Source organism: Paraburkholderia unamae (assembly GCF_003268775.1).
Classification (GTDB): Bacteria; Pseudomonadota; Gammaproteobacteria; order Burkholderiales; family Burkholderiaceae; genus Paraburkholderia; species Paraburkholderia unamae.
Window position 1 is genome coordinate 371,311 of record NZ_QLSU01000005.1, and the last position, 25,039, is coordinate 396,349.

The 25,039-nt window shown below is 66.6% G+C and carries 22 protein-coding genes; 14 read left to right on the forward strand and 8 right to left on the reverse strand.

The features are described from left to right. Positions 1-363 precede the first annotated feature (363 nt). Entirely contained in the window at positions 364-1,359 is a 996-nt protein-coding gene (gene trxB, locus C7401_RS11190) for a thioredoxin-disulfide reductase (RefSeq protein ID WP_112171420.1), read from the forward strand. 187 nt (positions 1,360-1,546) lie between these two features. Continuing rightward, positions 1,547-2,314: a Smr/MutS family protein gene (locus C7401_RS11195; RefSeq protein ID WP_112171421.1), complete on the forward strand. Its 768-nt coding sequence runs from the start codon at positions 1,547-1,549 to the stop codon at positions 2,312-2,314. A 98-nt stretch (positions 2,315-2,412) separates the two neighbouring features. On the opposite strand, the gene C7401_RS11200 is transcribed toward C7401_RS11195, so the two are convergent. The 4 genes from C7401_RS11200 to C7401_RS11215 all read right to left on the reverse strand — a co-directional run bounded on the left by C7401_RS11200 (position 2,413) and on the right by C7401_RS11215 (position 6,723). Next, entirely contained in the window at positions 2,413-3,531 is a 1,119-nt protein-coding gene (locus C7401_RS11200; protein ID WP_112171422.1) for an ABC transporter ATP-binding protein, read from the reverse strand. A gap of 31 nt (positions 3,532-3,562) precedes the next feature. After that, positions 3,563-4,420, reverse strand: a complete 858-nt coding sequence (locus tag C7401_RS11205; protein WP_181565545.1) for a carbohydrate ABC transporter permease — start codon at positions 4,418-4,420, stop codon at positions 3,563-3,565. Further along, a complete protein-coding gene (locus C7401_RS11210; RefSeq protein WP_112171424.1) occupies positions 4,410-5,351 on the reverse strand; it encodes a carbohydrate ABC transporter permease in 942 nt (313 codons plus the stop codon). Before C7401_RS11210 ends, C7401_RS11205 begins: the two co-directional genes overlap by 11 nt. A gap of 124 nt (positions 5,352-5,475) precedes the next feature. Beyond that, positions 5,476-6,723 (reverse strand): ABC transporter substrate-binding protein, encoded by a 1,248-nt coding sequence (locus C7401_RS11215; RefSeq protein WP_112171425.1) that lies wholly within the window; start codon positions 6,721-6,723, stop codon positions 5,476-5,478. Positions 6,724-7,299: 576 nt separating this feature from the next. Here C7401_RS11215 and zwf point away from each other — a divergent pair. The 3 genes from zwf (at position 7,300) to C7401_RS11230 (ending at position 11,461) form a co-directional block, all read left to right on the forward strand. Continuing rightward, complete coding sequence (zwf, locus tag C7401_RS11220) at positions 7,300-8,769, forward strand: glucose-6-phosphate dehydrogenase (RefSeq protein WP_112171426.1); 1,470 nt, start codon at positions 7,300-7,302, stop codon at positions 8,767-8,769. 93 nt (positions 8,770-8,862) lie between these two features. Continuing rightward, entirely contained in the window at positions 8,863-9,564 is a 702-nt protein-coding gene (gene pgl / locus C7401_RS11225) for a 6-phosphogluconolactonase (RefSeq protein WP_112171427.1), read from the forward strand. Further along, positions 9,545-11,461, forward strand: coding sequence for a bifunctional transcriptional regulator/glucokinase (locus C7401_RS11230; protein WP_112171428.1), 1,917 nt, complete (start codon positions 9,545-9,547; stop codon positions 11,459-11,461). The genes pgl and C7401_RS11230 overlap by 20 nt, the downstream gene beginning before the upstream one ends. 101 nt (positions 11,462-11,562) lie before the next feature. Here C7401_RS11230 and C7401_RS11235 read toward each other — a convergent pair whose 3' ends face one another. Further along, positions 11,563-12,795, reverse strand: a complete 1,233-nt coding sequence (locus C7401_RS11235) for a Bcr/CflA family multidrug efflux MFS transporter (RefSeq protein WP_112171429.1) — start codon at positions 12,793-12,795, stop codon at positions 11,563-11,565. Positions 12,796-13,088: 293 nt separating this feature from the next. Between C7401_RS11235 and C7401_RS11240 the strand changes: the two genes are divergently transcribed. The 5 genes from C7401_RS11240 (at position 13,089) to C7401_RS11260 (ending at position 19,335) form a co-directional block, all read left to right on the forward strand. Then, positions 13,089-13,685, forward strand: coding sequence for a hypothetical protein (locus tag C7401_RS11240; RefSeq protein WP_258396984.1), 597 nt, complete (start codon positions 13,089-13,091; stop codon positions 13,683-13,685). 219 nt (positions 13,686-13,904) lie between these two features. Next, on the forward strand, positions 13,905-15,209 hold the full coding sequence (gene hemL / locus C7401_RS11245; RefSeq protein WP_112171430.1) for a glutamate-1-semialdehyde 2,1-aminomutase: 1,305 nt from the start codon (positions 13,905-13,907) through the stop codon (positions 15,207-15,209). A gap of 72 nt (positions 15,210-15,281) precedes the next feature. After that, positions 15,282-16,400 carry a bifunctional diaminohydroxyphosphoribosylaminopyrimidine deaminase/5-amino-6-(5-phosphoribosylamino)uracil reductase RibD gene (ribD, locus tag C7401_RS11250; protein WP_112171431.1) on the forward strand — a complete coding sequence of 373 codons (1,119 nt, stop codon included), beginning with the start codon at positions 15,282-15,284 and terminating at the stop codon, positions 16,398-16,400. 36 nt (positions 16,401-16,436) lie between these two features. Then, positions 16,437-17,075, forward strand: a complete 639-nt coding sequence (locus C7401_RS11255; RefSeq protein ID WP_112171432.1) for a riboflavin synthase — start codon at positions 16,437-16,439, stop codon at positions 17,073-17,075. Between the two features lie 430 nt (positions 17,076-17,505). Further along, complete coding sequence (locus tag C7401_RS11260; RefSeq protein ID WP_112171433.1) at positions 17,506-19,335, forward strand: ABC transporter ATP-binding protein; 1,830 nt, start codon at positions 17,506-17,508, stop codon at positions 19,333-19,335. A gap of 29 nt (positions 19,336-19,364) precedes the next feature. Here C7401_RS11260 and C7401_RS11265 read toward each other — a convergent pair whose 3' ends face one another. Next, positions 19,365-19,670, reverse strand: coding sequence for a HigA family addiction module antitoxin (locus C7401_RS11265; protein WP_112171434.1), 306 nt, complete (start codon positions 19,668-19,670; stop codon positions 19,365-19,367). 11 nt (positions 19,671-19,681) lie between these two features. Then, positions 19,682-19,963, reverse strand: coding sequence for a type II toxin-antitoxin system RelE/ParE family toxin (locus tag C7401_RS11270; protein ID WP_112171435.1), 282 nt, complete (start codon positions 19,961-19,963; stop codon positions 19,682-19,684). A 223-nt stretch (positions 19,964-20,186) separates the two neighbouring features. Between C7401_RS11270 and ribBA the strand changes: the two genes are divergently transcribed. From ribBA to C7401_RS11290, 4 genes are all read left to right on the forward strand, one after another. Beyond that, complete coding sequence (ribBA, locus tag C7401_RS11275) at positions 20,187-21,353, forward strand: bifunctional 3,4-dihydroxy-2-butanone-4-phosphate synthase/GTP cyclohydrolase II (protein ID WP_112171436.1); 1,167 nt, start codon at positions 20,187-20,189, stop codon at positions 21,351-21,353. A gap of 57 nt (positions 21,354-21,410) precedes the next feature. Next, the gene (gene ribH / locus C7401_RS11280; RefSeq protein WP_112171437.1) at positions 21,411-21,926 is read left to right on the forward strand and encodes a 6,7-dimethyl-8-ribityllumazine synthase; all 516 of its coding nucleotides are present in this window, start codon (positions 21,411-21,413) and stop codon (positions 21,924-21,926) included. Continuing rightward, positions 21,923-22,357 (forward strand): transcription antitermination factor NusB, encoded by a 435-nt coding sequence (gene nusB, locus C7401_RS11285; protein WP_028205233.1) that lies wholly within the window; start codon positions 21,923-21,925, stop codon positions 22,355-22,357. Before ribH ends, nusB begins: the two co-directional genes overlap by 4 nt. An 89-nt stretch (positions 22,358-22,446) precedes the next feature. Next, entirely contained in the window at positions 22,447-23,643 is a 1,197-nt protein-coding gene (locus C7401_RS11290) for a pyridoxal phosphate-dependent aminotransferase (RefSeq protein WP_112171438.1), read from the forward strand. Positions 23,644-23,762: 119 nt separating this feature from the next. On the opposite strand, the gene C7401_RS11295 is transcribed toward C7401_RS11290, so the two are convergent. After that, the gene (locus tag C7401_RS11295) at positions 23,763-24,965 is read right to left on the reverse strand and encodes a transglycosylase SLT domain-containing protein (protein ID WP_112171439.1); all 1,203 of its coding nucleotides are present in this window, start codon (positions 24,963-24,965) and stop codon (positions 23,763-23,765) included. Between the last annotated feature and the right edge of the window lie 74 nt (positions 24,966-25,039).

Sequence of the window (25,039 nt, forward strand, 5' to 3'; positions counted from 1 at the left end):
CGTCCGATCCGGGCTATTGTAAACAGGTTGTTTCGGCCCCGGCGGCCCCTCGCTGTAAATGACGGTAACTGACAACGCCGGGGGCGCGACGCCACGCCGCGTCCGGCTGTGCCGTATGCGCCGGTGCGCCGGGCGCCGGGCCGCCGCAAGAGCGCGGCTATCGCCGCGATGAGGAAGCTTCATCGGCTGCCGCGCAGCATGGGACCGAAGTAAGCGCTGAAGCGCTAACTTCGGATCGACAAGCGGCGAACTCCCCCCGCCTTTATAATTGCGCGCTGATGCCCAACTACCTGCGTGAGCCCCGCCGCAATGCTGGGCGGCCGATATATCGCGCCACGCAGCGCCTTTCTACGGAATTCGATCATGTCTGCAACCAAACACGCCAAAGTCCTGATTCTCGGTTCCGGCCCCGCCGGCTACACGGCTGCCGTCTACGCGGCGCGCGCGAACCTGTCGCCGCTGCTCGTCACGGGTCTCGCCCAGGGCGGCCAGCTCATGACCACGACCGACGTCGAGAACTGGCCCGCAGACCCGAACGGCGTGCAAGGCCCCGAACTGATGCAGCGTTTCCTGGAGCACGCCGAGCGCTTCAACACGGAAATCGTGTTCGATCACATCCACACGGCCAAGCTGGACGAAAAGCCGATCCGCCTGATCGGCGACTCGGGCGAGTACACCTGCGACTCGCTCATCATCGCAACGGGCGCGTCGGCGCAATATCTCGGCCTGCCGAGCGAAGAGCTGTACATGGGACGCGGCGTTTCGGCCTGCGCGACCTGCGACGGCTTCTTCTACCGCAACCAGCATGTCGCCGTGGTCGGCGGCGGCAACACGGCCGTTGAAGAGGCGCTGTACCTCTCCGGCATCGCGAAGAAGGTCACGGTCATTCACCGCCGCGACAAGTTCCGCGCCGAGCCGATCCTGATCGACCGCCTGCTGGAGAAGGAAAAGGAAGGCGTGGTCGAGATCAAGTGGGATCACGTGCTCGACGAAGTGAAGGGCAACGAAGGCGGCGTCAACGGCCTGCGCATCAAGAACGCGAAGACCGGCGAAACCACCGACCTCGATTTGCAGGGCCTGTTCGTCGCGATCGGCCACAAGCCGAACACGGACATCTTCGAAGGCCAGCTCGAGATGAAAAATGGCTACATCATCACGAACGGCGGCCTGAGCGGCAACGCCACCGGCACGAGCGTGCCGGGCGTGTTCGCGGCCGGCGACGTGCAGGACCACGTGTATCGCCAGGCCATCACCAGCGCGGGCACGGGCTGCATGGCCGCGCTCGACGCGCAGCGCTATCTCGAGACCGTCAACGAACTCGGCCAGGCGCACGTGATGAGCGCCGAAGCCGATCGCTAAGCGCAGCGAGCCGGGCGTCACGCCGCTAAAATAGCGGATTGAAACCCGGCGGCGCACCGGCAGCGAGGGCCGCGGCGAGCCAGCCGGCGGCCCTTTTCTTTTGCCGCGGCGCGCTCCACCGCGCGTGCCGAGCGTGCCAAGCCTGTAGCCGCCCACGCAAACGACCGATTTACCAGCGTCCTTCGCCATGCCCAAGAACGTGCCCCACCCGGGCGAGCCCAAGCGCCCCACTCCCGCGCGCCCTGCTCCGGCGCCCGCCCCCGCTGCGGCGGCGGACGAGACCCACACCGGCAAGACGACGGGCTTCGCCGGTCTCGGCAGCCTGCGCGACGCGCTGAAGGTGCAGACCCGCCAGCGCGAGCGCGAACGCGCGGTCGCCCAGGCGGCGCGCGTGGAAGCCGCCGCCGACAGCGACCTCTTTCGCCGCGAGATCGGCCAGATCGCGCCGCTCAAGCAGCCGCCGCGCGCGCAACCGCGCCGCGAAGCGCCCGTGCCGCTGCCGCTGCAAACGCGTCTCGACGAGCAGGCCGTCTTGCACGAAGCGATCTCGGACGAATTCGACCCCGAGGCGTACCTCGACACCGACGACTCGCTCTACTACCACCGCCCCGGCATCAGCGAGGAGGTCGTGAAGAAGCTGCGGCGCGGCACGTGGATCGTGCAGGCGCAGCTCGACCTGCACGGCATGCGCCGCGAAGAAGCGCGCGAGGCGTTGCAGACGTTCATCCGCGAGGCCGGCAAGCGCGGGCTGCGCTGCGTGCGCGTGATCCACGGCAAGGGGCTCGGCTCGGCGGGCAAGGAGCCCGTGCTCAAGGGCAAGGTGCGCGCGTGGCTCGTGCAGAAGGAAGAAGTCATCGCGTTCTGCCAGGCGCGCCCGCACGACGGCGGCGCGGGCGCGGTGCTCGTGCTGTTGCAGCCGCACACGGTGGGACACGGGCAGCATCACGCGCCCTGAGCGCCGCCGTATTCGCCCTATTCGCCGTATCGATATGAAAAAACCCGTTGCTGCTCTCGCAGTCAACGGGTTTTTTTCGCGACTCGCTTGCGCGAAACTCAGGCGATGCGCGCTTCCGACTTCGGGTCGAACAGCACGGCCTTCGACACGTCGAACAGCAGCTCCATGTTGTTGAGCGGCTGCGGATTCGCGCCCGGGTGCACGCGGCTCACGATGCGCTTGCCGTTGACCTGCGCGAACACGAGCGTGTCCGGGCCGGTAGGCTCGATCACGTCGACCTTCACCGAGTGACGTTGCAGTTCGTGGCCGTGGCCGTCGTGCGAGCTGCGCGCGTCGGTGATGCGCTCGGGGCGCAGGCCCAGCACCACGTTCTGGCCAATGTGGCCGCGCACCTTGTTCGCCTCGAACGGCAGGTTCAGCACGTTGCGCGCCACGCCCGTGTCGAGCTCGATGCCGATGCCCGAGCCCTGCTCCACCAGCTTGCCTTCGATGAAGTTCATCGGCGGCGCGCCGATGAAGCCCGCGACGAACAGGTTCGACGGCGAATCGTAGATGTCCTGCGGCGCGCCGAACTGCTGCACGATGCCGTCCTTCATCACCGCGATGCGGTCGCCGAGCGTCATCGCCTCGATCTGGTCGTGCGTCACGTAGACGATCGTCTTGCCCACGCGCTGATGCAGCAGCTTGATTTCCGAGCGCATCTCGATACGCAGCTTGGCGTCGAGATTCGAGAGCGGCTCGTCGAACAGGAACATGATCGGGTCGCGGGCGAGCGCGCGGCCCATCGCCACGCGCTGGCGCTGGCCGCCCGAGAGCTGGCCGGGCTTGCGGTCGAGCAGATGCTGGATCTGCAACATGCTCGACACGCGGTCGACGATCTGCGCCTGCTCGGCCTTCGGCACCTTGCGGATGTTCAGACCGAACGAGATGTTCTCGCGCACCGTCATCGACGGATAGAGCGCGTACGACTGGAACACCATCGCGATATCGCGATCCTTCGGCGAGAGGTTGTTCACCACCTTGCCGTCCATCATGATCTCGCCCTTGGTCACGGTTTCGAGACCCGCGATCATGTTGAGCAGCGTCGACTTGCCGCAGCCCGAGCCGCCGACCAGAATCAGGAACTGGCCGTCTTCGATGTCGATGTTCACGCCCTTGAGGACCGGCACCCCGTTCGGGTAGGTCTTGTAGACGTCGCGAATGGAAAGGCTTGCCATGCTATGAATCCTTTTAATCGAATAGAGCTTCTTAGCCCTTCACCGCGCCCGCCGTGAGACCGCGCACGAAGTAGCGGCCGGCGATCACGTAGACGAGCAGCGTGGGCAGCGCGGCGATGATCGCGCCGGCCATGTCGACGTTGTATTCCTTCACGCCCGTGGACGTGTTCACGAGATTGTTCAGCGCCACCGTGATCGGCATCGAATCGACGCCCGAGAACACGATACCGAACAGGAAGTCATTCCAGATCTGCGTGAATTGCCAGATCAGGCACACCATGAAGATGGGCAGCGAGATCGGCATCATGATGCGCGTGAAGATCATGAAGAAACCGGCGCCGTCGATGCGCGCGGCCTTCACGAGTTCGGCGGGCACGCTCACGTAGAAGTTGCGGAAGAACATCGTGGTGAACGCGATGCCATACACGACGTGCACCAGCACCAGACCGCCGATCGTGTTCGACAGGCCAAAGAAGCCTTCGAGACGCGCCATCGGCAGCAGGATGGCCTGGAACGGAATGAAGCAGCCCACCAGCAGCATCGTGAAGAGCGCATCCGCGCCGCGAAAGCGCCAGTGCGTGAGCACGTAGCCGTTGAACGCGCCGATGATCGACGAGATCAGCACGGCCGGAATCACCATCTTCACCGAGTTCATGAAGAACGGCTGCATGCCGTCACAGCGCACGCCGGTACACGCTTCGCTCCACGCCTTGATCCACGGCGCGAAGGTCGGGCTCGTGGGCAGCGAGAGCATGGTGCCCGAGTGAATCTGGTCGAGCGACTTGAACGACGTCGACAGCATCACGTAGAGCGGGAACAGGAAGTACAACGCGAACAGGATCAGCGCCGCGTAAATGACCACGCGGCTCACAGTCATCTTAGGCTGCATTGCGCGTGCTCCTCGATTCCAGATACATGAGCGGCACGAGCACGGCCACGACAGTGGCGAGCATCATCATCGACGACGCTGCGCCGACACCGAGCTGCCCGCGGTTGAACGAAAACGTGTACATGAAGATGGCCGGCAGCGACGACGACGTACCCGGGCCGCCCGCCGTGAGCGCGACAACCAGGTCGAACGTCTTGATCGTGATGTGGCACAGGATCAGCAGCACGGAGAAGAACACCGGACGCATGCTGGGAATCACGATCTTGCGATAGATCGTGGGCAGCGTCGCGCCGTCCACCTGGGCGGCCTTGAAGATCTCGCTATCCACGCCGCGCAAGCCTGCGAGGAACAGCGCCATGCAAAAGCCCGTGGACTGCCAGACGGCCGCGACCACGATACAGAAAATGGCGCGGTCCGGATTGTTCAGCCAGTCGAGCTGGAAGCTCGTCCAGCCGAGGCTGTGCATCACCTGCTGAATGCCGAGGTCAGGATTGAAAATCCACTGCCAGGCCGTGCCCGTGACGATGTATGAAAGCGCCATCGGATAGAGGAACACCGCGCGCAGCGCGCCTTCCTGACGAATCTGCTGGTCGAGCAGGATCGCGAGGAACAGGCCGAGCGCGACGCAGATCGCGATGAACGGGATGCCGAACCAGCCGAGGTTCTGCGCCGAGGTCCACCAGACGTCGTTCGCGAACAGCTCGCGATAACGTTCGAGGCCCGCGAAATCATAACGAGGCATCAGTCGCGAAGTCGAAAGCGACAAATACCCGGTAATCAGTATGAAACCGTAGACGAATATAAGGCTGATCAGAATGCTGGGCGAAAGCACCAGCTTCGGGATCCAGCGGTCTGCGAGCGCCGCCATCGGCGACGCGCGGCGGGTAGCAGGCGTGGCCGCCTTGCCGTTGCCGCTAAGAGAAGCAGTCACTGCGCAACTCCTGGAACGGTGCGAAAACAGCTTTCGCACGATGATGGGGTTCAGAGGGTGAACCGTCATGCCCGGGGTGCGCCACGTGTGGCGCACCCCGTCTTACCTCACCAACCTGCCCGACTTACTTCGTCTTCGCAGCCTTCGCGAGCGCTTCCACCGCGCTCTTCGAATCCTGGTTCGAGTTCATGAACTTCGTCACGACGTCGGTGATGGCGCCCGCCGTGGCATCGGCCTGAGCCATGCCGTGCGCGAGCGACGGCACATAGCCGCCGGCCTTGATCGCGGCCTGCTCATCCGCGTACGACTTCTTGCCGCACTCGTCGAACTTGCTCATGTCCACGCCCAGACGCACCGGGATCGAACCCTTGTACAGGCTGAACTGCTCCTGGAACGCCGGGCTCATGATCGTCTTCGCCAGCGCGATCTGGCCAGGCGTTGCCGTCTTTTGGCCCTTCTGCTGGAAGAACACGAACGAGTCGACGTTAAAAGTGTAGGCCTTCGCCGTGCCGGGCACCGGCGCGCAGATGTAATCCGTGTTCGGCTGCTTGTTCGCGTTCGCGAATTCGCCCTTGGCCCAGTCGCCCATGAACTGCATGCCGGCCTTGCCGTTGATGACCATGGCCGTGGCGAGGTTCCAGTCGCGGCCCGTGCGGCCGTTATCCATGTACGACTCGATCTTGCGGACCGTGTCGAACACGCCGACCATCTGCTGCGACGTGAGGGTCTTCTGGTCGAGGTCGACGAGCGCCTTCTTGTAGAAGTCCGCGCCTTGCGAGAGGACCACGTCTTCCCACAGCGTCAGGTCTTGCCACGGCTGGCCGCCTGCGGCGACCGGCTGGATGCCGGCAGCCTTGAGCTTGTCAGCCAGCGCAAAGAATTCCGGCCACGTGGTCGGCGGCTTGCCGCCCACCTTGTCGAGCGCTGCCTTGTTGATCCACACCCAGTTCACGCGGTGCACCGAGAACGGCGCGCCGACGTAGTGGCCGTCGGCCTGCATGATCTTGTCGATCTGCGGCGGGAGGTTGGCCTTCCAGTCGGTTGCGGCGGGGTCGATCGGCACCAGCACGCCCTGCTCCGCCCACTCCTGGATCAGCGGACCCTTGATCTGGGCGGCCGTCGGCGCGTTGCCCGAGATCACCTGGGTCTTCAGTGCGGTCATGGCCGCCGCGCCCGCGCCACCGGCGACCGCAAAGTCCTTCCACACGTAGCCCTGCTTCTGCATGTCGTCCTTGAGCACGCCGACGGCCTTCGACTCGCCGCCCGACGTCCACCAGTGCAGCACCTCGAGAGACTCGGCCGCTTGCGCCGTGGCGACGCCGCCCATCAGACCTGCGGCGCACAGGGCGCCCATGATCGCTCGGAATTTCATTGCTTATCTCCTCCAGACACCTGAACAAAAAACGATTGGCCCCTGATCGCCAGGGTGCGGTGGTTGGTTACACAGGCAAAACAGGCAAAACACTGGACGGACGGGCGCCGGAGTGCCACACGCGCGTACTTTTCGTTGGATGCGCGAGGGCCGCGTGCCGGTTACCGGCCGCAGGACGCTCAAGAGATGAGTGGTTCGGGATGCAACTGACTGTCTCCTCTTTTGATTTTCACCAGCCGTCAGGCCGGCCGAGGCGCCGCTTGCGTCATACGGCCTTGACGCCCCGCAGCACGCGGAGAACCGGTCGCCCGGCACAGTGTCGAGCCGGACAGGGTCCCGCATTGTTCTCCGTTAACATGGGGGCATTCCGTCCGCTCGGGAAACCGCGCAAGACCGCCTTGGTGGCTGCGCCGCACGCTTTTTTCATCGAATGAACGTTACCTCTTGATTTGGATTGTAGTTAAACTACAATTCAGTGTCAAAAAAAATTTTATCGGACTACGGCCGCCTGAATGCCCACATCTGCGGGCACCCGATGTACCCTGCTGCGGCCACCCAGGACAGTGACGGAGACTCATGCAAAACCCGACCGATTCAGGTTTCACGTTCGTGCTCTTCGGCGCCACCGGCGACCTGTCGATGCGCAAGATTCTCCCCGCGCTGTATGAAGCACACCGTTCAGGCATGCTCGCGGAGTCGGGCAAGATCGTGGGCGTCGCGCGCCACGAGGAAGATCGCGCGGCCTATATCCAGTGGGTCGACGAACACGTCAAGCCGCACGTCGCGAAGAACGGCGGTCTCGACGCGAGCGCATGGGCAAGCTTTCTCGAACGCATCGCTTATGTGAAGCTCGACCTCTCGCGCGCCGAGGACTTCACGCACCTGCGCGACGGCATCGCGTCGCTGCCCGGCATCCGTGTGTTCTATCTGGCCACGGGCCCGTCGCTGTTCGTGCCGATCTGCCGCGCGCTCGCGGCCGTGGGTCTGAATGAGAACTCGCGCATCGTGCTGGAAAAGCCGCTCGGCTACGACCTCAAGTCGTCCAACGCGATCAACGACGCCGTGGGCGAAATCTTCACCGAAGGCCAGATCTACCGGATCGACCACTACCTCGGCAAGGAGCCGGTGCAGAACCTGCTCGCGCTGCGCTTTGGCAACGCGCTCTTCGAGCCGCTGTGGCGCCGCGAGTGGGTGGAAAGCATCCAGATCACGATTGCCGAAGAACTGGGCGTGGAAGCGCGCGGAGATTTTTATGACAACACTGGCGCGCTGCGCGACATGGTGCAGAATCACCTGTTGCAGCTCCTCTCGATCGTCGCCATGGAACCGCCGCATTCGATGGACTCGGATTCGGTGCGCGATGAAAAGCTTCGTGTGCTGCGCGCGCTCAAGCCGATCAACCCGCTCGACATCAGCAAGGTCGCGGTGCGCGGGCAGTACCATGCGGGCGTGATCCGCGGGCAGTCGGTGCCGGCCTACGCGACCGAGCACGGCGTGAAGCCCGACAGCCACACCGAGACCTTCGTGGCGCTCAAGGTGGAGATCGAGAACTGGCGCTGGGCGGGCGTGCCGTTCTTCCTGCGCACCGGCAAGCGCCTTGCCGACCGCGTGGCGGAGATCGTCGTGAACTTCCGCCCGGTGCCGCATTCGGCGCTTGGCGCGCCGGCGCTGCGACCGGGCGCGAACCGCCTGGTGATCCGCTTGCAGCCGAACGAGAACATCCGCCTTTACTGCCTCGCGAAGCAGCCTGGCGAAGGCATGAATCTCGCGAGCGTGCATCTGGACCTCGCGTTCGACCAGTTCTTCCGCGAAGGGCAGATGGAGGCGTATCAGCGTCTCTTGCTCGACGTGATCAACGGGCGCCTCGCGCTGTTCGTGCGCCGCGACGAGCAGGAAGCGGCATGGAAATGGGTCGAGCCGATCCTGAACGAATGGGCCGCCTCGCCGCGCGCGCCCAAGCCGTACGCGGCGGGCACGTGGGGACCGGCGGCGTCGAGCGCGATGCTCGCGCAGCACGGCACCTGCTGGCTCGAAGAAGAGAATTGATGTGATTGCAAGGCGGCGCGCAGCGCTTGCGCGACGCCGGAACGGACCGATGAACTACACCGCAGACCTACAAGAAAGCAGCATGGAGGAGAAGTGATCGAGCTTCACGTATTCGACGACCCGCGCGTCCAATCCGACGCGCTGGCGCGAGCCGTGGGCGACGCGTTACATGCGTCGCTCGCCGCTCAGCAAGCCGCGCCCGGTGCTGCGGCGCGCCGTGCAACGCTCGCCGTCTCCGGCGGCACGAGCCCGCGCCCCTTCCTCGAAAACCTGTCGACGCACCGCTTCGACTGGGCGCACATCGACGTCACGCTGGTCGACGACCGCTGGGTGCCGGGCACCGATGCCGCGAGCAACGCGCGCCTCGCACGCGAAACGCTGCTCACGCACGAAGCGGCCAACGCGCGCTTCCTGCCGCTCGTGGATGTCGCGCAGGATCTCGACGCGCACGTGGCCGCGCTCAACGCCGACCCGGCGCGCAGGCTGCCGAACGTCGCCGTGCTCGGCATGGGCGAGGACGGCCACACGGCCTCGATCTTCGCCGACGCGCCCGAATGGCACGAGGCCATCACGACAGCGCGCCCGTTCGTGGCCGTGCATCCGCAGGCGGCGCCCCACGCGCGCGTTTCGTGGTCGATGCAGGCGCTGCGCCAGGTCGATCGCCTGTTCCTGCTGATCGCCGGGCAAAGCAAGCTCGAAGTGCTGCAACAGGCCGCCGCGGCCGAACAAAACAACGCCATCTCGAAGCTGGCGAACGACAAGGGAGTGAGACTCGATGTCTACTGGTGCGCCTAATAAAAACGCCCCTGGGGCGGGCCAGCACGCCGACGGACCGAGGCTGCTCGCCGACATCGGCGGAACCAACGCGCGCTTCGCGCTGGAAACCTCGCCTGGCGACATCGGCCAGGTGCGCGTGTATCCGTGCGCGCAGTATCCGGGCGTGGCAGAGGTGATCCAGCAATACCTGAAGGACACGAAGATCGGCCGCGTGAATCATGCGGCGATCGCCATTGCGAATCCGGTCGACGGCGACCAGGTGCGCATGACCAATCACGACTGGACCTTCTCGATCGAGGCCACGCGCCGCGCGCTCGGCTTCGACACGCTGCTGGTCGTGAACGACTTCACCGCGCTCGCCATGGCGCTGCCCGGCCTGACCGATGCGCAGCGCGTGCAGGTGGGCGGCGGCCAGCGCCGCCAGAACAGCGTGATCGGCCTGCTCGGGCCGGGCACGGGTCTCGGCGTCTCGGGCCTCATTCCCGCCGACGACCGCTGGATCGCGCTCGGCAGCGAAGGCGGCCACGCCAGCTTCTCGCCGCAGGACGAACGCGAAGACCTCGTCTTGCAGTTCGCGCGCAAGAAGTGGCCGCATGTGTCGTTCGAGCGCGTGTGCGCCGGGCCCGGCCTCGAAGTCATCTATCGCGCGCTCGCGGCGCGCGACAAGAAGAAGCTGCCCGCGACGCTCGACACGGCGGAAGTCGTCAAGCGCGCGCATGAGGGCGAGCCGCTCGCGATCGAAACCGTCGAATGCTTCTGCGGCATTCTCGGCAGCTTCGCGGGCAACATCGCGATGACGCTCGGCTCGCTCGGCGGCATCTATATCGGTGGCGGCGTCGTGCCGCGTCTGGGCGAACTGTTCACGCGCTCGTCGTTTCGCCAGCGCTTCGAGGCGAAGGGCCGCTTCGACACCTATCTCGCCAACGTGCCGACCTATGTCATCACGGCCGAGTATCCGGCGTTCCTCGGCGTCTCCGCGATTCTCCAGGAGCAGTTGTCGAATCGCGCGGGCGGTGGATCGTCGGCCGTGTTCGAGCGCATCCGCCAGATGCGCGACGCGCTCACGCCCGCCGAGCGCCGCGTGGCCGACCTCGCGCTCAACCATCCACGCTCGATCATCAACGACCCGATCGTCGACATCGCGCGCAAGGCCGACGTGAGCCAGCCCACGGTCATCCGCTTCTGCCGCTCGCTCGGCTGCCAGGGTCTCTCGGACTTCAAGCTCAAGCTCGCCACGGGCTTGACGGGCACGATTCCGGTGAGCCACAGCCAGGTGCATCTGGGCGACACGGCCACCGACTTCGGCGCGAAGGTGCTCGACAACACCGTGTCGGCCATCCTGCAACTGCGCGAGCACCTGAACTTCGAGCATGTGGAGAATGCGATCACGCTGCTCAACGGCGCGCGCCGCATCGAGTTCTATGGCCTCGGCAACTCGCACATCGTCGCGCAGGACGCGCACTACAAGTTCTTTCGCTTCGGCATCCCGACGATCGCCTACGGCGACCTGTACATGCAGGCCGCCTCCGCCGCGCTGCTCGGCAAGGGCGACGTGATCGTGGCCGTGTCGAAATCGGGCCGCGCGCCGGAACTGCTGCGCGTGCTCGACGTCGCCATGCAGGCGGGCGCGAAGGTGATCGCGATTACGTCGAGCAACACGCCGCTCGCCAAGCGCGCGACCGTGGCGCTCGAAACCGATCACATCGAGATGCGCGAGTCGCAGCTTTCGATGATCTCGCGCATCCTGCACCTGCTGATGATCGACATCCTCGCGGTGGGCGTCGCGATTCGCCGCGCTTCGCCCGACGCCGATCTGGGCAACGCCGTCGCCAAGGCGCGCGAGCATGCCGACGACGACGCATCGGCCGTGCTCGACTGGCTGAGCCACGGGGCGTCATCCACGGCGCGCGACTGAAGGCGAAAGCCGGCTCATTCGGCGTGGTGAGCGACGAACAATGAGCGACAAAAAAAATGGGATGCCTCGGCATCCCATTTTTCTTTAGCGACTGGTTCGGCTCACGGCGTTGCGGCTTGCGTGGCGCCCGGCGCAGGCGTGCCGTGCCACTTCACCACGAGCGCACGCCCAACCCACGTGAGCGCGCCGCACACGCCAATCGTCACGCCCATGCCGAACGGCGAGACGCCGGGGAACCATCCCACCACAGCGCTCGCAAACGCGCCGAGGCCAAGCTGCGTCGCGCCGAACACGGCCGCCGCCGCACCCGCGTTCTTCGGATAGCGGTACATAAGATCGGTCGCGCAGTTCGCGCCGAGCAGCCCCACCACGCTCACCACGAAGAAAAGACCCGTCACGATCGACCACAGACCGCCCCACCCCGTCACGCACATGAGCGCGACGAAGAACGACGCGACGACGCTGACGGCCGACGCAAACGAAATCATGCGCAAGGTGCCCTGGCGCCCGATGAAACGCGTGTTGAGGAAATTGCCGAGCATGATGCCGAACACGTTCACGCCGAAGAAAAGCCCGTAGTGCTGCGGCGAAACGTGGAAATACTCGATATAGACGAAGGGCGTGGCCGAGATATAGGTGAACATCGCGGCAAACGCCATGCCGCCGCAGAGCATGTGCCCCCAGACGAGCGGGTCGCGCAGCAGGCGGCCATACGCCGCGAACGAGCGCAGCACGGCCGCGCTTTCGCGCTTTTCGGCCGGCCAGGTCTCGGGCACGCGCAGATAAGCGGCCACGGCGCACGCGAGGCCGAACAACGTGAGCGCGACGAACACCACGCGCCAGCCGCCGATCAGCAGCAACTGGCCGCCGATGAGCGGCGCGAGCAGTGGCCCGATCGACGTGACGATGGCGACCATCGACAACACTTTGGCGGCGTCGGACGGCTCGTGCGCGTCGCGCGCGATGGCCCGCGCGAGCACCGAGGCCGCGCCCGCGCCGAGCGCCTGGAGAAACCGCACGATCACGAGTTCGCCCACCGAGAACGAGAACCAGCAGGCGATGCTCGCCACCGTGAAGAGCGCGATGCCGCCGAGCAGCACGGGGCGACGCCCGTAAGCGTCGGAAACGGGCCCGTAGAGCAGCATGCCGATCGAGAAGCCGGCCATGAAGCTCGTGAGCGTCGAGGCGGCCGCGGCGGCGCTCACGCCGAACGACTGCGCGATGGCCGGCAGGCTCGGCAGGTACATGTCGGTGGCGAGCGGGCCGCAGGCGGCCAGTGCGCCGAGCAACAGGATCAGCCGGCCATCGGGCCGGCGGCGCGGAGAATGGGACATGGATGTGGATGGCGGCGGAACGCGCGCGGTTGGCGCGATCTCAATGTCATGGACCGCTTTCCTGCGCCGGTGCTCTGGGCCACCTCTGCGCCCTGGCCGCGAACTGGCGACGAACTGGCAGCATCGGGCAGGCGAAAAGAGGCAAGAAGGCGGCAAGAAAGCGGCGAAAAAAGCGCTAACGCTGCCGCCGCATTGTACCTGAGGCCCATCGGCCGCCTTGCGCCGCCCCGCATGCGGCTTTTCCTGCGCTTTGCGCTAAGCTGCCCGCTTTCGTCCACCCGCACCCCGCCGACATGACCGCCTTCCTGCTGATCTGGAGCCCCAAGAAGTGGCCCTGGCCCGAGTTGCCTGAGTTCGCACGGCGCGTGCGCGCGGGGGAAGCCGTCGCGGATACGTGGGGCTGCGGCTTCGCGCGCGGCATCCTGCCGGGCGATCGCGTGTTCCTGCACCGGGTGGCCGCCGAGCCGCGCGGCCTGTTCGGCTCGGGCTATGTCACGCGCGCGCCCTATGAGGTGCCCGACGCCGCGTACAAGCGCGGCTACCGGCTGTGCATCGACTTCGTCTATGACTGGCTTGCCGACGCGGGCGAGCAAGTCGTGATCGCGCGCGACGACTTGCGGGTTCATCCGTTTTCGGTGCAAACCTGGGACGCGCAGAGTTCGGGCACCGTCATCAAGCCCATTGCGGAAGGCGCGCTCGAAAAGCGCTGGGCGGAATTGACCGGCCGGCGGCCGATGCCCGCGCCGGCGCTCGCGGCCATGCAGGCGCTGCACGAAGCGCAACTGGCGGCGCCACCACCGGCGGCGGACGATCCGGCTACGGGGGCCGCGCGCGACACGAAGCCGCATCCCGCGCCGGGAACCACGAGGCGTCGCTCACCGGCGCGTTGACGCCCTGCCGCGTGACGCGGGCTCGACGCGCCTCGGCGCGTTTCAGCCCGGCTGGGCCGGTCCTGGCCCCCCGGCCCGATCCGCGCGACTCCGGTACAATTTCGAGAGAATAGCCCCATCGCCCGCGCCCTTGCGGCGCCGCATGGGTCCGCCCGCCGGCCACGTCCGTCAAGCGCCGCGCCCGGCACCCGCCACACCACTTTCGCAGGTCCAGCACTCATGTCCAACACCCAGTCCAGCACGCAGAACCGCAACGAAGCCCTCTTCGAGCGCGCCCAGCGCACCATTCCGGGCGGCGTGAATTCGCCCGTGCGCGCGTTCCGCTCGGTCGGCGGCACGCCGCGTTTCATCGAGCGCGCGCAAGGGCCGTACTTCTGGGACGCCGAAGGCAAGCGCTACATCGACTACATCGGCTCGTGGGGCCCGATGATCGTCGGCCACGTGCATCCGGACGTGCTCGAAGCCGTGCAGCGCGTGCTCGCCAATGGCTTCTCGTTTGGCGCGCCGACCGAGGCCGAGATCGAGATCGCCGAGGAAATCTGCAAGATCGTGCCGTCGATGGAGCAGGTGCGCATGGTGTCGAGCGGCACCGAAGCGACCATGAGCGCGCTGCGTCTCGCGCGCGGCTACACGAAGCGCGACCGCATCGTGAAGTTCGAAGGCTGCTACCACGGCCACGCCGACAGCCTGCTCGTGAAGGCCGGCTCGGGCCTGCTCACGTTCGGCAACCCGACTTCGGCGGGCGTGCCGGTGGACATCGCCAAGCACACCACGGTGCTCGAATACAACAACGTCGCGGCGCTCGAAGAAGCGTTCAAGGCGTTCGGCGACGAGATCGCCGCCGTGATCGTCGAGCCGGTCGCGGGCAACATGAATCTCGTGAAGGCCACGCCCGAGTTCATCGGCGCATTGCGCAGCCTCACCGCGAAGCACGGCAGCGTGCTGATTTTCGACGAAGTGATGTGCGGCTTCCGCGTGGGCCTGCGCGGCGCGCAGGCGCTCTACGGCGTCGAGGCCGACCTCGTGTGTCTGGGCAAAGTGATCGGCGGCGGCATGCCGGCGGCGGCGTTCGGCGGCCGTCGCGACATCATGGATCACCTCGCGCCCAACGGCACCGTCTACCAGGCGGGCACGCTCTCGGGCAACCCGATCGCGGTGGCGGCGGGCCTCAAGACGCTGCAACTGATCCAGGCGCCCGGCTTCTACGAGCAGCTCACGGCCAAAACCGCGCGTCTCGCCCAGGGTCTCTCGGAAGCCGCGCGCGAAGCCAAGGTGCCGTTCGTCGCCGATTCGGTGGGCGGCATGTTCGGCCTCTATTTCGCCGACAAGGTGCCGGGCAGCTTCGCCGAAGTCACGAAGAGCGACATCGCGCACTTCAACCGCTTCTTCCATCAGATGCTGGACGCGGGCGTGTATTTCGCGCCCTCGGCTTACGAGGCCGGCTTCGTGTCGAGCACGCACGACGACGCGATCATCGACGAGACGATCGCCGCGGCACGCCGCGCCTTCGCCGCCGGTCAATAAACACCCGCGCACGCGAGGCGCGCCCCGCCTCGCCCGCACCACCCCGAACGCCGCCGAAGAGAAAGCTCAACGATGTTTTCGCAATCCGATTTCGTTCACATGGAGCGTGCGCTCGCCCTCGCGCAGCGCGGCCTTTACACCACGGACCCGAACCCGCGCGTGGGCTGCGTGCTGGTGAAGGACGGCGTGGTGATCGGCGAAGGCTTCACGCAGCCGGCCGGCCAGGATCACGCCGAAATCCAGGCGATGAAGGACGCCCGCGCGCGCGGCCACGATCTGCGCGGCGCGACCGCCTATGTGACGCTCGAGCCGTGCAGCCACTTCGGCCGCACGCCGCCTTGCGCGAACGCACTGATCGACGCGAAAGTCGCGCGCGTGATCGCGGCCATGGAAGATCCGAATCCGCTCGTCTCGGGGCGCGGGCTGTCGATCCTGCGCGACGCGGGCATCGACGTGCGCTGCGGGCTGCTCGCCCATGAGGCGCGCGAGCTCAATATCGGCTTCGTTTCGCGCATGACCCGCAAGCGCCCGTGGGTGCGCATGAAAGTGGCGGCGTCGCTCGACGGCCGCACGGGCCTGCCCTCGGGCGAAAGCCAGTGGATCACGGGGGAAGCCGCGCGCGCTGACGGCCATGCCTGGCGCGCGCGCGCCTCGGCCATCCTCACGGGCATCGGCACGGTGAAGGAGGACGACCCGCGCATGACCGTGCGCGCGGTGGACACGCCGCGCCAGCCGAGGCGCGTGCTGATCGACAGCCGCCTCGACGCCTCGCCGCTCGCGCAGATCTTCGTGGGCGCGCCCACGCTGGTATTCTGCGCGGCGCTCGACGCCGCCAACGAAGAACGCGCCGAAGCGCTGCGCGCGCGCGGCGCGGAGATCGTCGCGCTCGGCAACGAGCACGGCAAGGTCGACCTGCCCGCCATGCTCGGCGAACTGGCCGCGCGCGGCGTGAACGAGCTGCACGTGGAAGCCGGCTACAAGCTCAACGGGTCGCTGCTGCGCGAAGGCTGCGTCGATGAGCTGCTCGTGTACGTGGCGCCTTCGCTGCTCGGCACGAACGCGCTCGGCATGATCGACATCGCCGCGCCCACGACGCTCGAAGGGCGCACGCGCCTCGCTTTTCATTCCGTCGATCGTCTCGGCAACGACCTGCGCATCCTCGCGCGCGTTGTCACGACGCAAGACGCCTGACACTCACGGATGCACCTGAACACAAGGAACAGCACGATGTTTACCGGAATCGTCGCGGCAGTGGGCCGCATCGAATCGATCAAGCCGCTCGGCACGCAAGCCGACGCCGGCGTGCGCCTCACCGTCAACGCGGGCGGTCTCGGCCTCGACGACGTGCAGCTCGGCGACAGCATCGCGATCCAGGGCGCGTGCATGACCGTCATCGAGAAGTCGGCGACGAGCTTCGACGTCGACGTTTCGCGCGAAAGCCTGAACCGCACCGTGGGCCTTGCGGCAACGGGCGAGGTGAACCTCGAAAAGGCGCTGCGCGCGCACGACCGCCTCGGCGGCCACATCGTTTCGGGCCACGTGGACGGCCTCGGCACGGTCACGCGCTTCGCGCCCGTGGGCGAGTCGCACGAGCTGCGCATTCTCGCGCCCGTCGAGATCGGCCGCTATCTTGCCTACAAGGGCTCGGTGACGGTGAACGGCGTGAGCCTGACCGTCAATTCGGTGGATGACCGCACCGACGGCTGCGAATTCTCGATCAACCTGATTCCGCACACGGTGGAAGTCACCACGCTCAAGCATCTTCAGGCGGGCACGAAGGTGAATCTGGAGATCGATCTGATCGCGCGCTACGTGGAGCGCATGCTCTCCGCCGAGAAAGCAGCCAATCAGGCCGCGCAAGACTAAAAGCCGCTGAGCCAGCGCAAGGCAAGCCCCGTGCGTGCGCAAGCACGCGCGCCGGGGCGCTGCTAGAATCTAGCCTTTCCCCACGCGAACGCCACACGGCGCGCCGCGTTCCCCTCACCCGCATCGCACAAGGAGGCACAGTTGGCAACAATTGACATGAGCGCCGCCATGCCGATGGTCCGGGTGATGTTGCATGTTGCGTGTCACTACGCAACCCTCCCGCTTCCGGCACAGCCATAGCGCGTCCCGCGCGGCTTGTTTTCCAGCGCCGCGCCGTCGCCGTTCTGTAGTTCCCGCGTTTGTTCCCGCGTTTTTCGAGGTCGAGCCGTCCGGCAATGGTTGCCCGGGCGCGCGAATTCCGTTTTCGGCCTCAACATTTAACGCTTCATTCAGGAGAGTCTTCGGGCGTCGCGCCCGGAGCACGCTGTCCATGACAGAGCCAAACAAAAAACCCGACTCGGGCGGACAAACGTTCCGCAAGGTCCTCGGCTTCACTTTCCGGCACTGGTCGCGCCAGCCGGTACGCGTCACGGCCGTGGCGCTCGCCTCGTTGCTCGGCGCGCTCGCCGACGTGCTCACGCCGCATTACGCGGGCCAGCTCGTCGACGCCCTCACCCGCGACGGCGCAGCCGCCAGCGGCAGCGCATGGCACGCGGCCGTCGTCGCGTTCTGGGCGCTCACGGCGCTCGGGCTTGGGGGCACGATCATGCGCCAGGCGGCGTATCGCAACATCATCGTGCTCACGCTGCGCATGATGAGCGACATCGCCACGCAGGCGTTTCACCGCGTGCAGCGCTTCTCGACCGACTGGCACGCCAACAGCTTCGCGGGCTCGACGGTGCGCAAGGTCACGCGCGGCATGTGGGCACTCGACCTGCTCAACGACACGCTGCTCGTCGCCCTCTTTCCCTCGCTCGTGATGCTGGTCGGCTCGACGCTGCTGCTCGCGCTCCAGTGGCACGTCATGGGTCTCGTGGTCGGAGTCGGCTCGGCGCTGTATCTCGCCATCACGGTCTCGCTCTCGCTGTTCTACGTCGCCCCCTCGGCGCGGCTCGCGAACCAGTGGGATACGAAGATGGGCGGCGCGCTGGCCGACGCCATCTCGTGCAACGCCGTGGTCAAGGCCTTCGGCGCGGAAGCGCGCGAGGAAGCGCGGCTTGCGCGCGTCGTCTCGAAGTGGAACAGCCGCACACGGCGCACGTGGCAGCGCGGCACGCTCAACGGCGGCGTGCAGGGCGCGCTGCTCGTGGGCATGCAGGCCGCCATCCTCGGCGCGGCGCTGCTGCTGTGGGCACGCGGTCTTGCGAGCGTGGGCGACATCACGTTCGCGCTGACGCTGTTCTTCCTGCTCAAGGGCTATTTGCGCGACGTGGGTATGCACGTGCGCAACCTGCAACGCTCCGTCAACGACATGGAAGAACTCGTGACGCTCGACGCCGAGCCGCTCGGCATCGACGACCGGCCCGGCGCGCCGCCCATCGTGATCGATCAGGGCGACATCCGTTTCGAGAACATGACGTTCCGCTATGGCGCGCAAGATCGAGCACTGTACGAAAACCTCTCGCTGCGCATCGCGCCTGGCGAGCGCGTGGGCCTCGTCGGGCACTCGGGGTCCGGCAAGACCACGCTGGTCAAGCTGATCCAGCGCCTGTACGACATTTCGGACGGCCGCATCACGATTGACGGCCAGGACATCGCGCGCGTGCAGCAGGCGTCGCTGCGCTCGCAGATCGCCATCGTGCAGCAGGAGCCCGTGCTGTTTCACCGCTCGCTCGCGGAGAACATCGCCTACGCGCGGCCCGGCGCCACGCATGCCGAAATCGAGCGCGCGGCGAAGCTCGCGAGCGCGCACGACTTCATCGCGGCGCTGCCGCACGGCTACGACACACTGGTTGGCGAGCGCGGCGTGAAGCTCTCGGGTGGCGAGCGCCAGCGCGTGGCGATTGCGCGCGCGTTCCTCGCGAACGCGCCGATCCTGATCTTCGACGAAGCGACCTCGAGCCTCGACAGCGAAAGCGAAGTGCTGATCCAGCAGGCCATGGAGCGGCTGATGGAAGGCCGCACGACCGTCGTGATCGCGCACCGGCTCTCCACCGTGCGCGCGCTCGACCGGTTGCTCGTGCTGGAGCGCGGGCGCGTGGTGGAGGAAGGCACGCACGACGCGCTCGTGCGGCGCGAGGCCGGACTCTACCGGCGCCTGTTCGAGCGCCAGGCGCTGGAGTTGACGAAGGGGCTCGCCGACGACGTGATTCTGCGCTGAACCGCCGCGCCCTCCCGCCCGAGGCAGGCTCAGGCGGGAACGGCGCGCGGGTGAGGCTTGATGCGCGCGAGCACTTCGGCAAGCGCCTCGTTCGCGATCTCGGTGTCGTAATGCGTCTGGAGCGCCATCCAGCTGCGTGCGTCGGTGCCGAAATAAACCGCGAGGCGCACGGCCGTATCCGCCGTGATGGCGCGCTTGCCGAGCACGATCTCGTTGATACGGCGAGGCGGCACGCCAATGGCCTTGGCAAGCGCGTACTGGCTGACGCCCATCGGCTTGAGCCACTCTTCGTTCAGGATCTCGCCCGGTGTGGCAAGCGGTACTTCACGTGCCATGATTTTGCTCCTCAGTGATAGTCCACGATGCGTACGTCCGATGCCTCGTCGCCCGCGAAATGAAAGCAGATGCGCCACTGCGCATTGATGCGGATGCTGTACCAGCCGTCCAGCTCCCCGCTGAGGCTCTCCAGCCGGTTGCCCGGCGGCGCCCTCAGGAACGCGAGCGTAGCGGCGGCATGGATCTGCTGAAGCTTGCGCATTGCGACCGTTTCAATGGCGATGAAGCGGGCAATGCGCCGCCCCGCAAAGAGCGCCGCAGTCTCGCGGCAGGCAAAGGAAGTAATCGTCATGGATAGTAACGTCTCACGTTATTAACGTCAAGCGTTACCAGTGTGGAATATGTGCGATTCACGCACCAGTCAGCCGTTCGGCCAACACGGGCAACCGCGCGCCGCCGCGCCGGCGCACCGGTAGACAGGCCCACCGATCAAAAGGCATTGCGCGCTCCCGCGTTCTGGGCGACGCGCCCGCCCGCGTGGCGTAAAATGTGCGCTTTCCAGCCAGAATCCCAACATGACGCTCGCCTCCACCCCTGAGATCATCGCCGAACTCAAAGCCGGCAAGATGGTCATCCTCGTCGACGAAGAAGACCGGGAAAACGAGGGCGACCTCGTCATTGCAGCGGAATTCGTCACGCCCGAAGCCATCAACTTCATGGCGAAGTACGGCCGCGGCCTGATCTGCCTCACGCTCACCCAGGAGCGCTGCAAGCTGCTCAACCTGCCGCTCATGACTTACCGCAACGGCACGCAGTACGGCACCGCGTTCACGGTCAGCATCGAAGCCGCGGAAGGCGTGACGACCGGCATTTCCGCCGCCGACCGCGCCCGCACGATCCAGGCCGCCGTCGCGCACGACGCGCGCGCCGAGCACATCGTGCAGCCGGGCCACGTGTTCCCGATCATGGCGCAGCCAGGCGGCGTGCTCGTGCGCGCGGGCCATACCGAAGCGGGCTGCGACTTCACGGCGCTCGCGGGCCTCACGCCGGCCGCGGTGATCTGCGAAGTCATCAAGGACGACGGCACGATGGCGCGCCTGCCCGACCTCATCGAGTTCGGCAAGGAGCACGGCCTGAAGATCGGCACCATCGCCGACCTGATCCACTACCGCAGCCGCACCGAGTCGATCGTCGAGCGCGTGGCCGAGCGCACCATGCATACCGCGCACGGCCCGTTCCGCGCGGTCATGTACGTCGACCACCCCACGCGCACGCCGCACATCGCGCTCGTGCGCGGCACGCCCAAGCCCGGCGAGGACACGCCCGTGCGCGTGCACGAGCCGCTCTCGGTGCTCGACCTGCTCGAAACGGGCTCGTCCACGCACTCGTGGACGCTCGACGCCGCCATGCGCGAGATCGCTTCGCGCGACGTGGGCGTGATCGTCATGCTCAACTGCGGCGAACCCAAGGAACACCTGATCGACGTCTTCAAGGCGTTCGACCAGAAAGAGCGCGCGGAGGCGCTCGCCCGCCGGCCCGTGGACTTCAAGACCTACGGCATCGGCGCGCAGATCCTGCGCGAACTCGGCGTGGGCCGCATGCAGGTGCTCTCGAAGCCGCGCCGTCTTGGCAGCATGTCGGGCTACGGCCTGGAAGTCACGGGCTTCGTGCCGATGCCAGGCGGCGACACGCAAGCGCCCTGCGCGCCCGAAACCGCTGACCATACGTCGTCGCGCGGCTGAAGTCGCATCGCGCCCCTTTTACGCGTCACCACGCTCAACCGAACTTACGGACACCACATGGAAATCGGACAATACCAACCGAACCTCGACGGCGACGGACTGCGCATCGGCATCGTCCAGTCGCGCTTTAACGAACCCGTCTGCAACGGCCTTGCCGACGCCTGCATCGAAGAACTCGAACGCCTCGGCGTGACGGGCGAAGACGTGCTGCTCGTCACCGTGCCGGGCGCGCTCGAAATCCCGCTCGCGCTGCAAAAGCTCGCCGAAAGCGGCCAGTTCGACGCCCTGATCGCGCTCGGCGCGGTCGTGCGCGGCGAGACGTATCACTTCGAACTCGTCTCGAACGAAAGCGGCTCGGGCATCTCGCGTGTCTCGCTCGACTTCAACGTGCCTATCGCGAACGCCGTGCTCACCACCGAGAACGACGAACAGGCCGTGGCGCGCATGACCGAAAAGGGTCGTGACGCCGCGCGCGTCGCCGTGGAAATGGCGAACCTGACGGTGGCGTTGGAGCAGCTCGACGGCGGCGACGACGATGAAGAAGACGAGGAAGACGAAGAGGAACAGCAATGAAGAGCGCGCGCCGCCGCTCCCGCGAACTGGCCACGCAGGGGTTGTATCAGTGGCTGCTGTCGGGTGTGCCCGCCGGCGAGATCGACGCGCAACTGCGCGGTTCGCAGGGCTACGACAAGGCCGATCACGAGCATCTGGACGCGATCCTGCACGGCGTCATTCGCGAGTCGGACGAACTGTCCGCCTCCATCACGCCGTGCCTCGACCGTCCGATCGAGCAGCTTTCGCCCGTCGAACGCGCGGTGCTGCTCGTCGCGACCTACGAGTTCAAGCATCACGTCGACATTCCGTATCGCGTCGTGATCAACGAAGCGGTCGAGCTCACGAAGACCTTCGGCGGCTCGGATGGCTACAAGTATGTGAACGGCGTGCTCGACAAGCTCGCGGCGCAACTGCGCGCCACCGAAGCTCAAAACGCCCGCAAGTCGTAATAGCGCGAGCCGCCGGGGCAACCGGGCGCCCTGAAGCACAGCGCCCCGCCCCGCGCGCCGCGTGATCTGCCTGTACTGGAAACACCCGCATGAACACCGTTGCCGAACCGCTGCTGCGGCTTGCCGCGCGCGTCGACGAGATTCAGCCGTTCTACGTCATGGAACTGGCGAAGGAAGCCGCCAGGCTCGAGCGCGCCGGACGCGACATCATCCACATGGGCATCGGCGAGCCGGACTTCACGGCGCCCGAGCCCGTGGTCGAGGCCGCGGCCGCCGCGCTGCGCAGCGGCGTCACGCAATACACGAGCGCGCTGGGCATTCACGCGCTGCGTGAAGCGATCGCCGCGCACTACCAGCACGCGTACGGCCTCACGGTCGATCCGGCGCGCATCGTCGTGACGGCGGGCGCCTCGGCGGCGCTCCTGCTCGCGTGCACGGCGCTTGTCGACCGTGACGACGAAGTGCTGATGCCCGACCCCTGCTACCCGTGCAACCGGCACTTCGTGGCCGCCGCGGAGGGCAAGCCGGTGCTCGTGCCGAGCGGCCCGGAGGCGCGCTTCCAGCTCACCGCCGCCGATGTCGAGCGCCTGTGGACGGCGCGCACGCGCGGCGTGCTGCTCGCCTCGCCGTCGAACCCCACCGGCACCTCGATCGAACCCGACGAACTCAAGCGCATCGTGCAGAGCGTGCGCTCGCGCGGCGGCTTCACGATCGTGGACGAAATCTACCAGGGGCTGTCGTACGACGCGCCGCCCGTCTCCGCGCTCTCGTTCGGTGACGACGTGGTGACCGTCAACAGTTTCTCGAAGTACTTCAACATGACCGGCTGGCGTCTGGGTTGGCTCGTGGTGCCGCCTTCGCTCGTCGGCGCGTTCGAGAAGCTCGCGCAGAACCTGTTCATCTGCGCTTCGGCGCTCGCCCAGCACGCCGCGCTCGCGTGCTTCGAGCCGGACACGCTGAAGATCTACGAAGCGCGCCGCCTCGAATTCAAGCGCCGCCGCGACTTCATTGCGCCCGCGCTCGAATCGCTCGGCTTCACGGTGCCCGTGATGCCCGACGGCGCGTTCTATGTCTACGCCGACTGCTCGAACGTCGCGCACCCCGCCGCCGGCGACAGCGACGCGCTCACCCGCGCGATGCTGCACGACGCGGGCACGGTGATGGTGCCGGGCATGGACTTCGGCGTGGCCGCGCCGCGCCAATACGTGCGGCTGTCGTATGCGACGGCGTACGAGCGTCTGGAGGAAGCGGTCACCCGGCTGCATACGTTCTTCGGCCGCTGCTGATCGCCGCGGGCCGAGCAACAGACAAAGAAAAAGGCACCCGAGGGTGCCTTTTTTGTTGCGTGCGGGCTTGCCGCTACGCGTGCATCACGTCAACGCATCACATCACCGCGTCACATCAATCACGCGCCGAGCTCGGACGAGCCGTGCTTCTGGGCCGTCGTGCTCGTGCTGGCGTCGTCCTGGTCGGACGCACCCTTCGCAGCGGACGCCTTGTCTTCCAGCGCATGCGCGCCGTCAAGCGTCACATGCACGCGCTTGTCGCCGTTGATGCTTGCAACCTTCTGCGGCGCGGACGTGCTGGCCGTCGAGGTGACGGGCGCCTGCGGCGCGTTGATCGGCACGTTGCGGCCGCGGGCCACGTCGCGCAGACGTCCGCGCTCGGCCATCACCTTGGCGCCGTAGCCGCCGTCGTCCGGCGAGGTCGAACCGACATAGAGGCGCAGGCCGCCGGGCAGCGAACCGCCACGCGCGATGCAATCCTTCAGCACCAGTGCGCCGACCTTGATATTGGCGAGCGGATCGAGCGCCGCGCTCTGGCCGCCGAAGTACCGGAACTTGTCGGAATGGACCTTCGACATGACCTGCATCAGGCCCTGCGCCCCCACACCGCTCTCGGCATACGGGTTGAAGCCCGATTCGATCGCCATCACGGCAAGCAGCAGCAGCGGATCGAGACCCACTTCGCGGCCAGTGTCGAACGCCGCCTTCACGAGTTCGCCAACGGGTTCCTGCGCCACGCGGTAGCGGCGCGCCAGATAGGTGGCGACGAGCGCTTGTTCGCGCGCCGAGACGAGCACGCGGTCGTCGCGGGCGTCGGGGGTGATGCGTTGCGGCGGGATCATGCGGGCGAGCGAGCCGACGCTCGGTAGCGTGCGCGGGTCGAGGCCATTGAGCGTGACCGCGTCGAGCGTGGCGATGCCGCCGTTCGAAACCGAGGTCGCGACCTTGGCGACGGTGCCGTTGGAGCCGGCCGGCGAAACGCCGGCGTTGCCCGCTTCGGGCACGAGCGCTGTAGGCAGCGTCGCGCCGTCGGCGTTGTCGTCGTTGGTCGTCACGCCCGGAGGCGTGAACGAAGGCAGCGGGTTGCCTTGCAGCAGACGCGCCGGACCGGCCTGAACGGCCGCCGAGACGAACGGCATCAGGCGCGCGGCCAGCGTGCCGCGCCACGTGGGCAACAGCCAAAGGGCCAGCGCGAGCAGAACGGCACAACCACCAACAATACTAAACAGGTGATGACTCAGGCGGGTGCCACGGCGCAGCAGCGCACGTAGGCCAAGAGCTACACGCTCGTCGGCGCGCCACCACGATAACCAGGTATTCATCTACAGATCTCCCCATGTTGCATGATCCGGCGGTGGGGTCGGCGCGAGGCTGACGGCCAATCGCAGGATCAAGA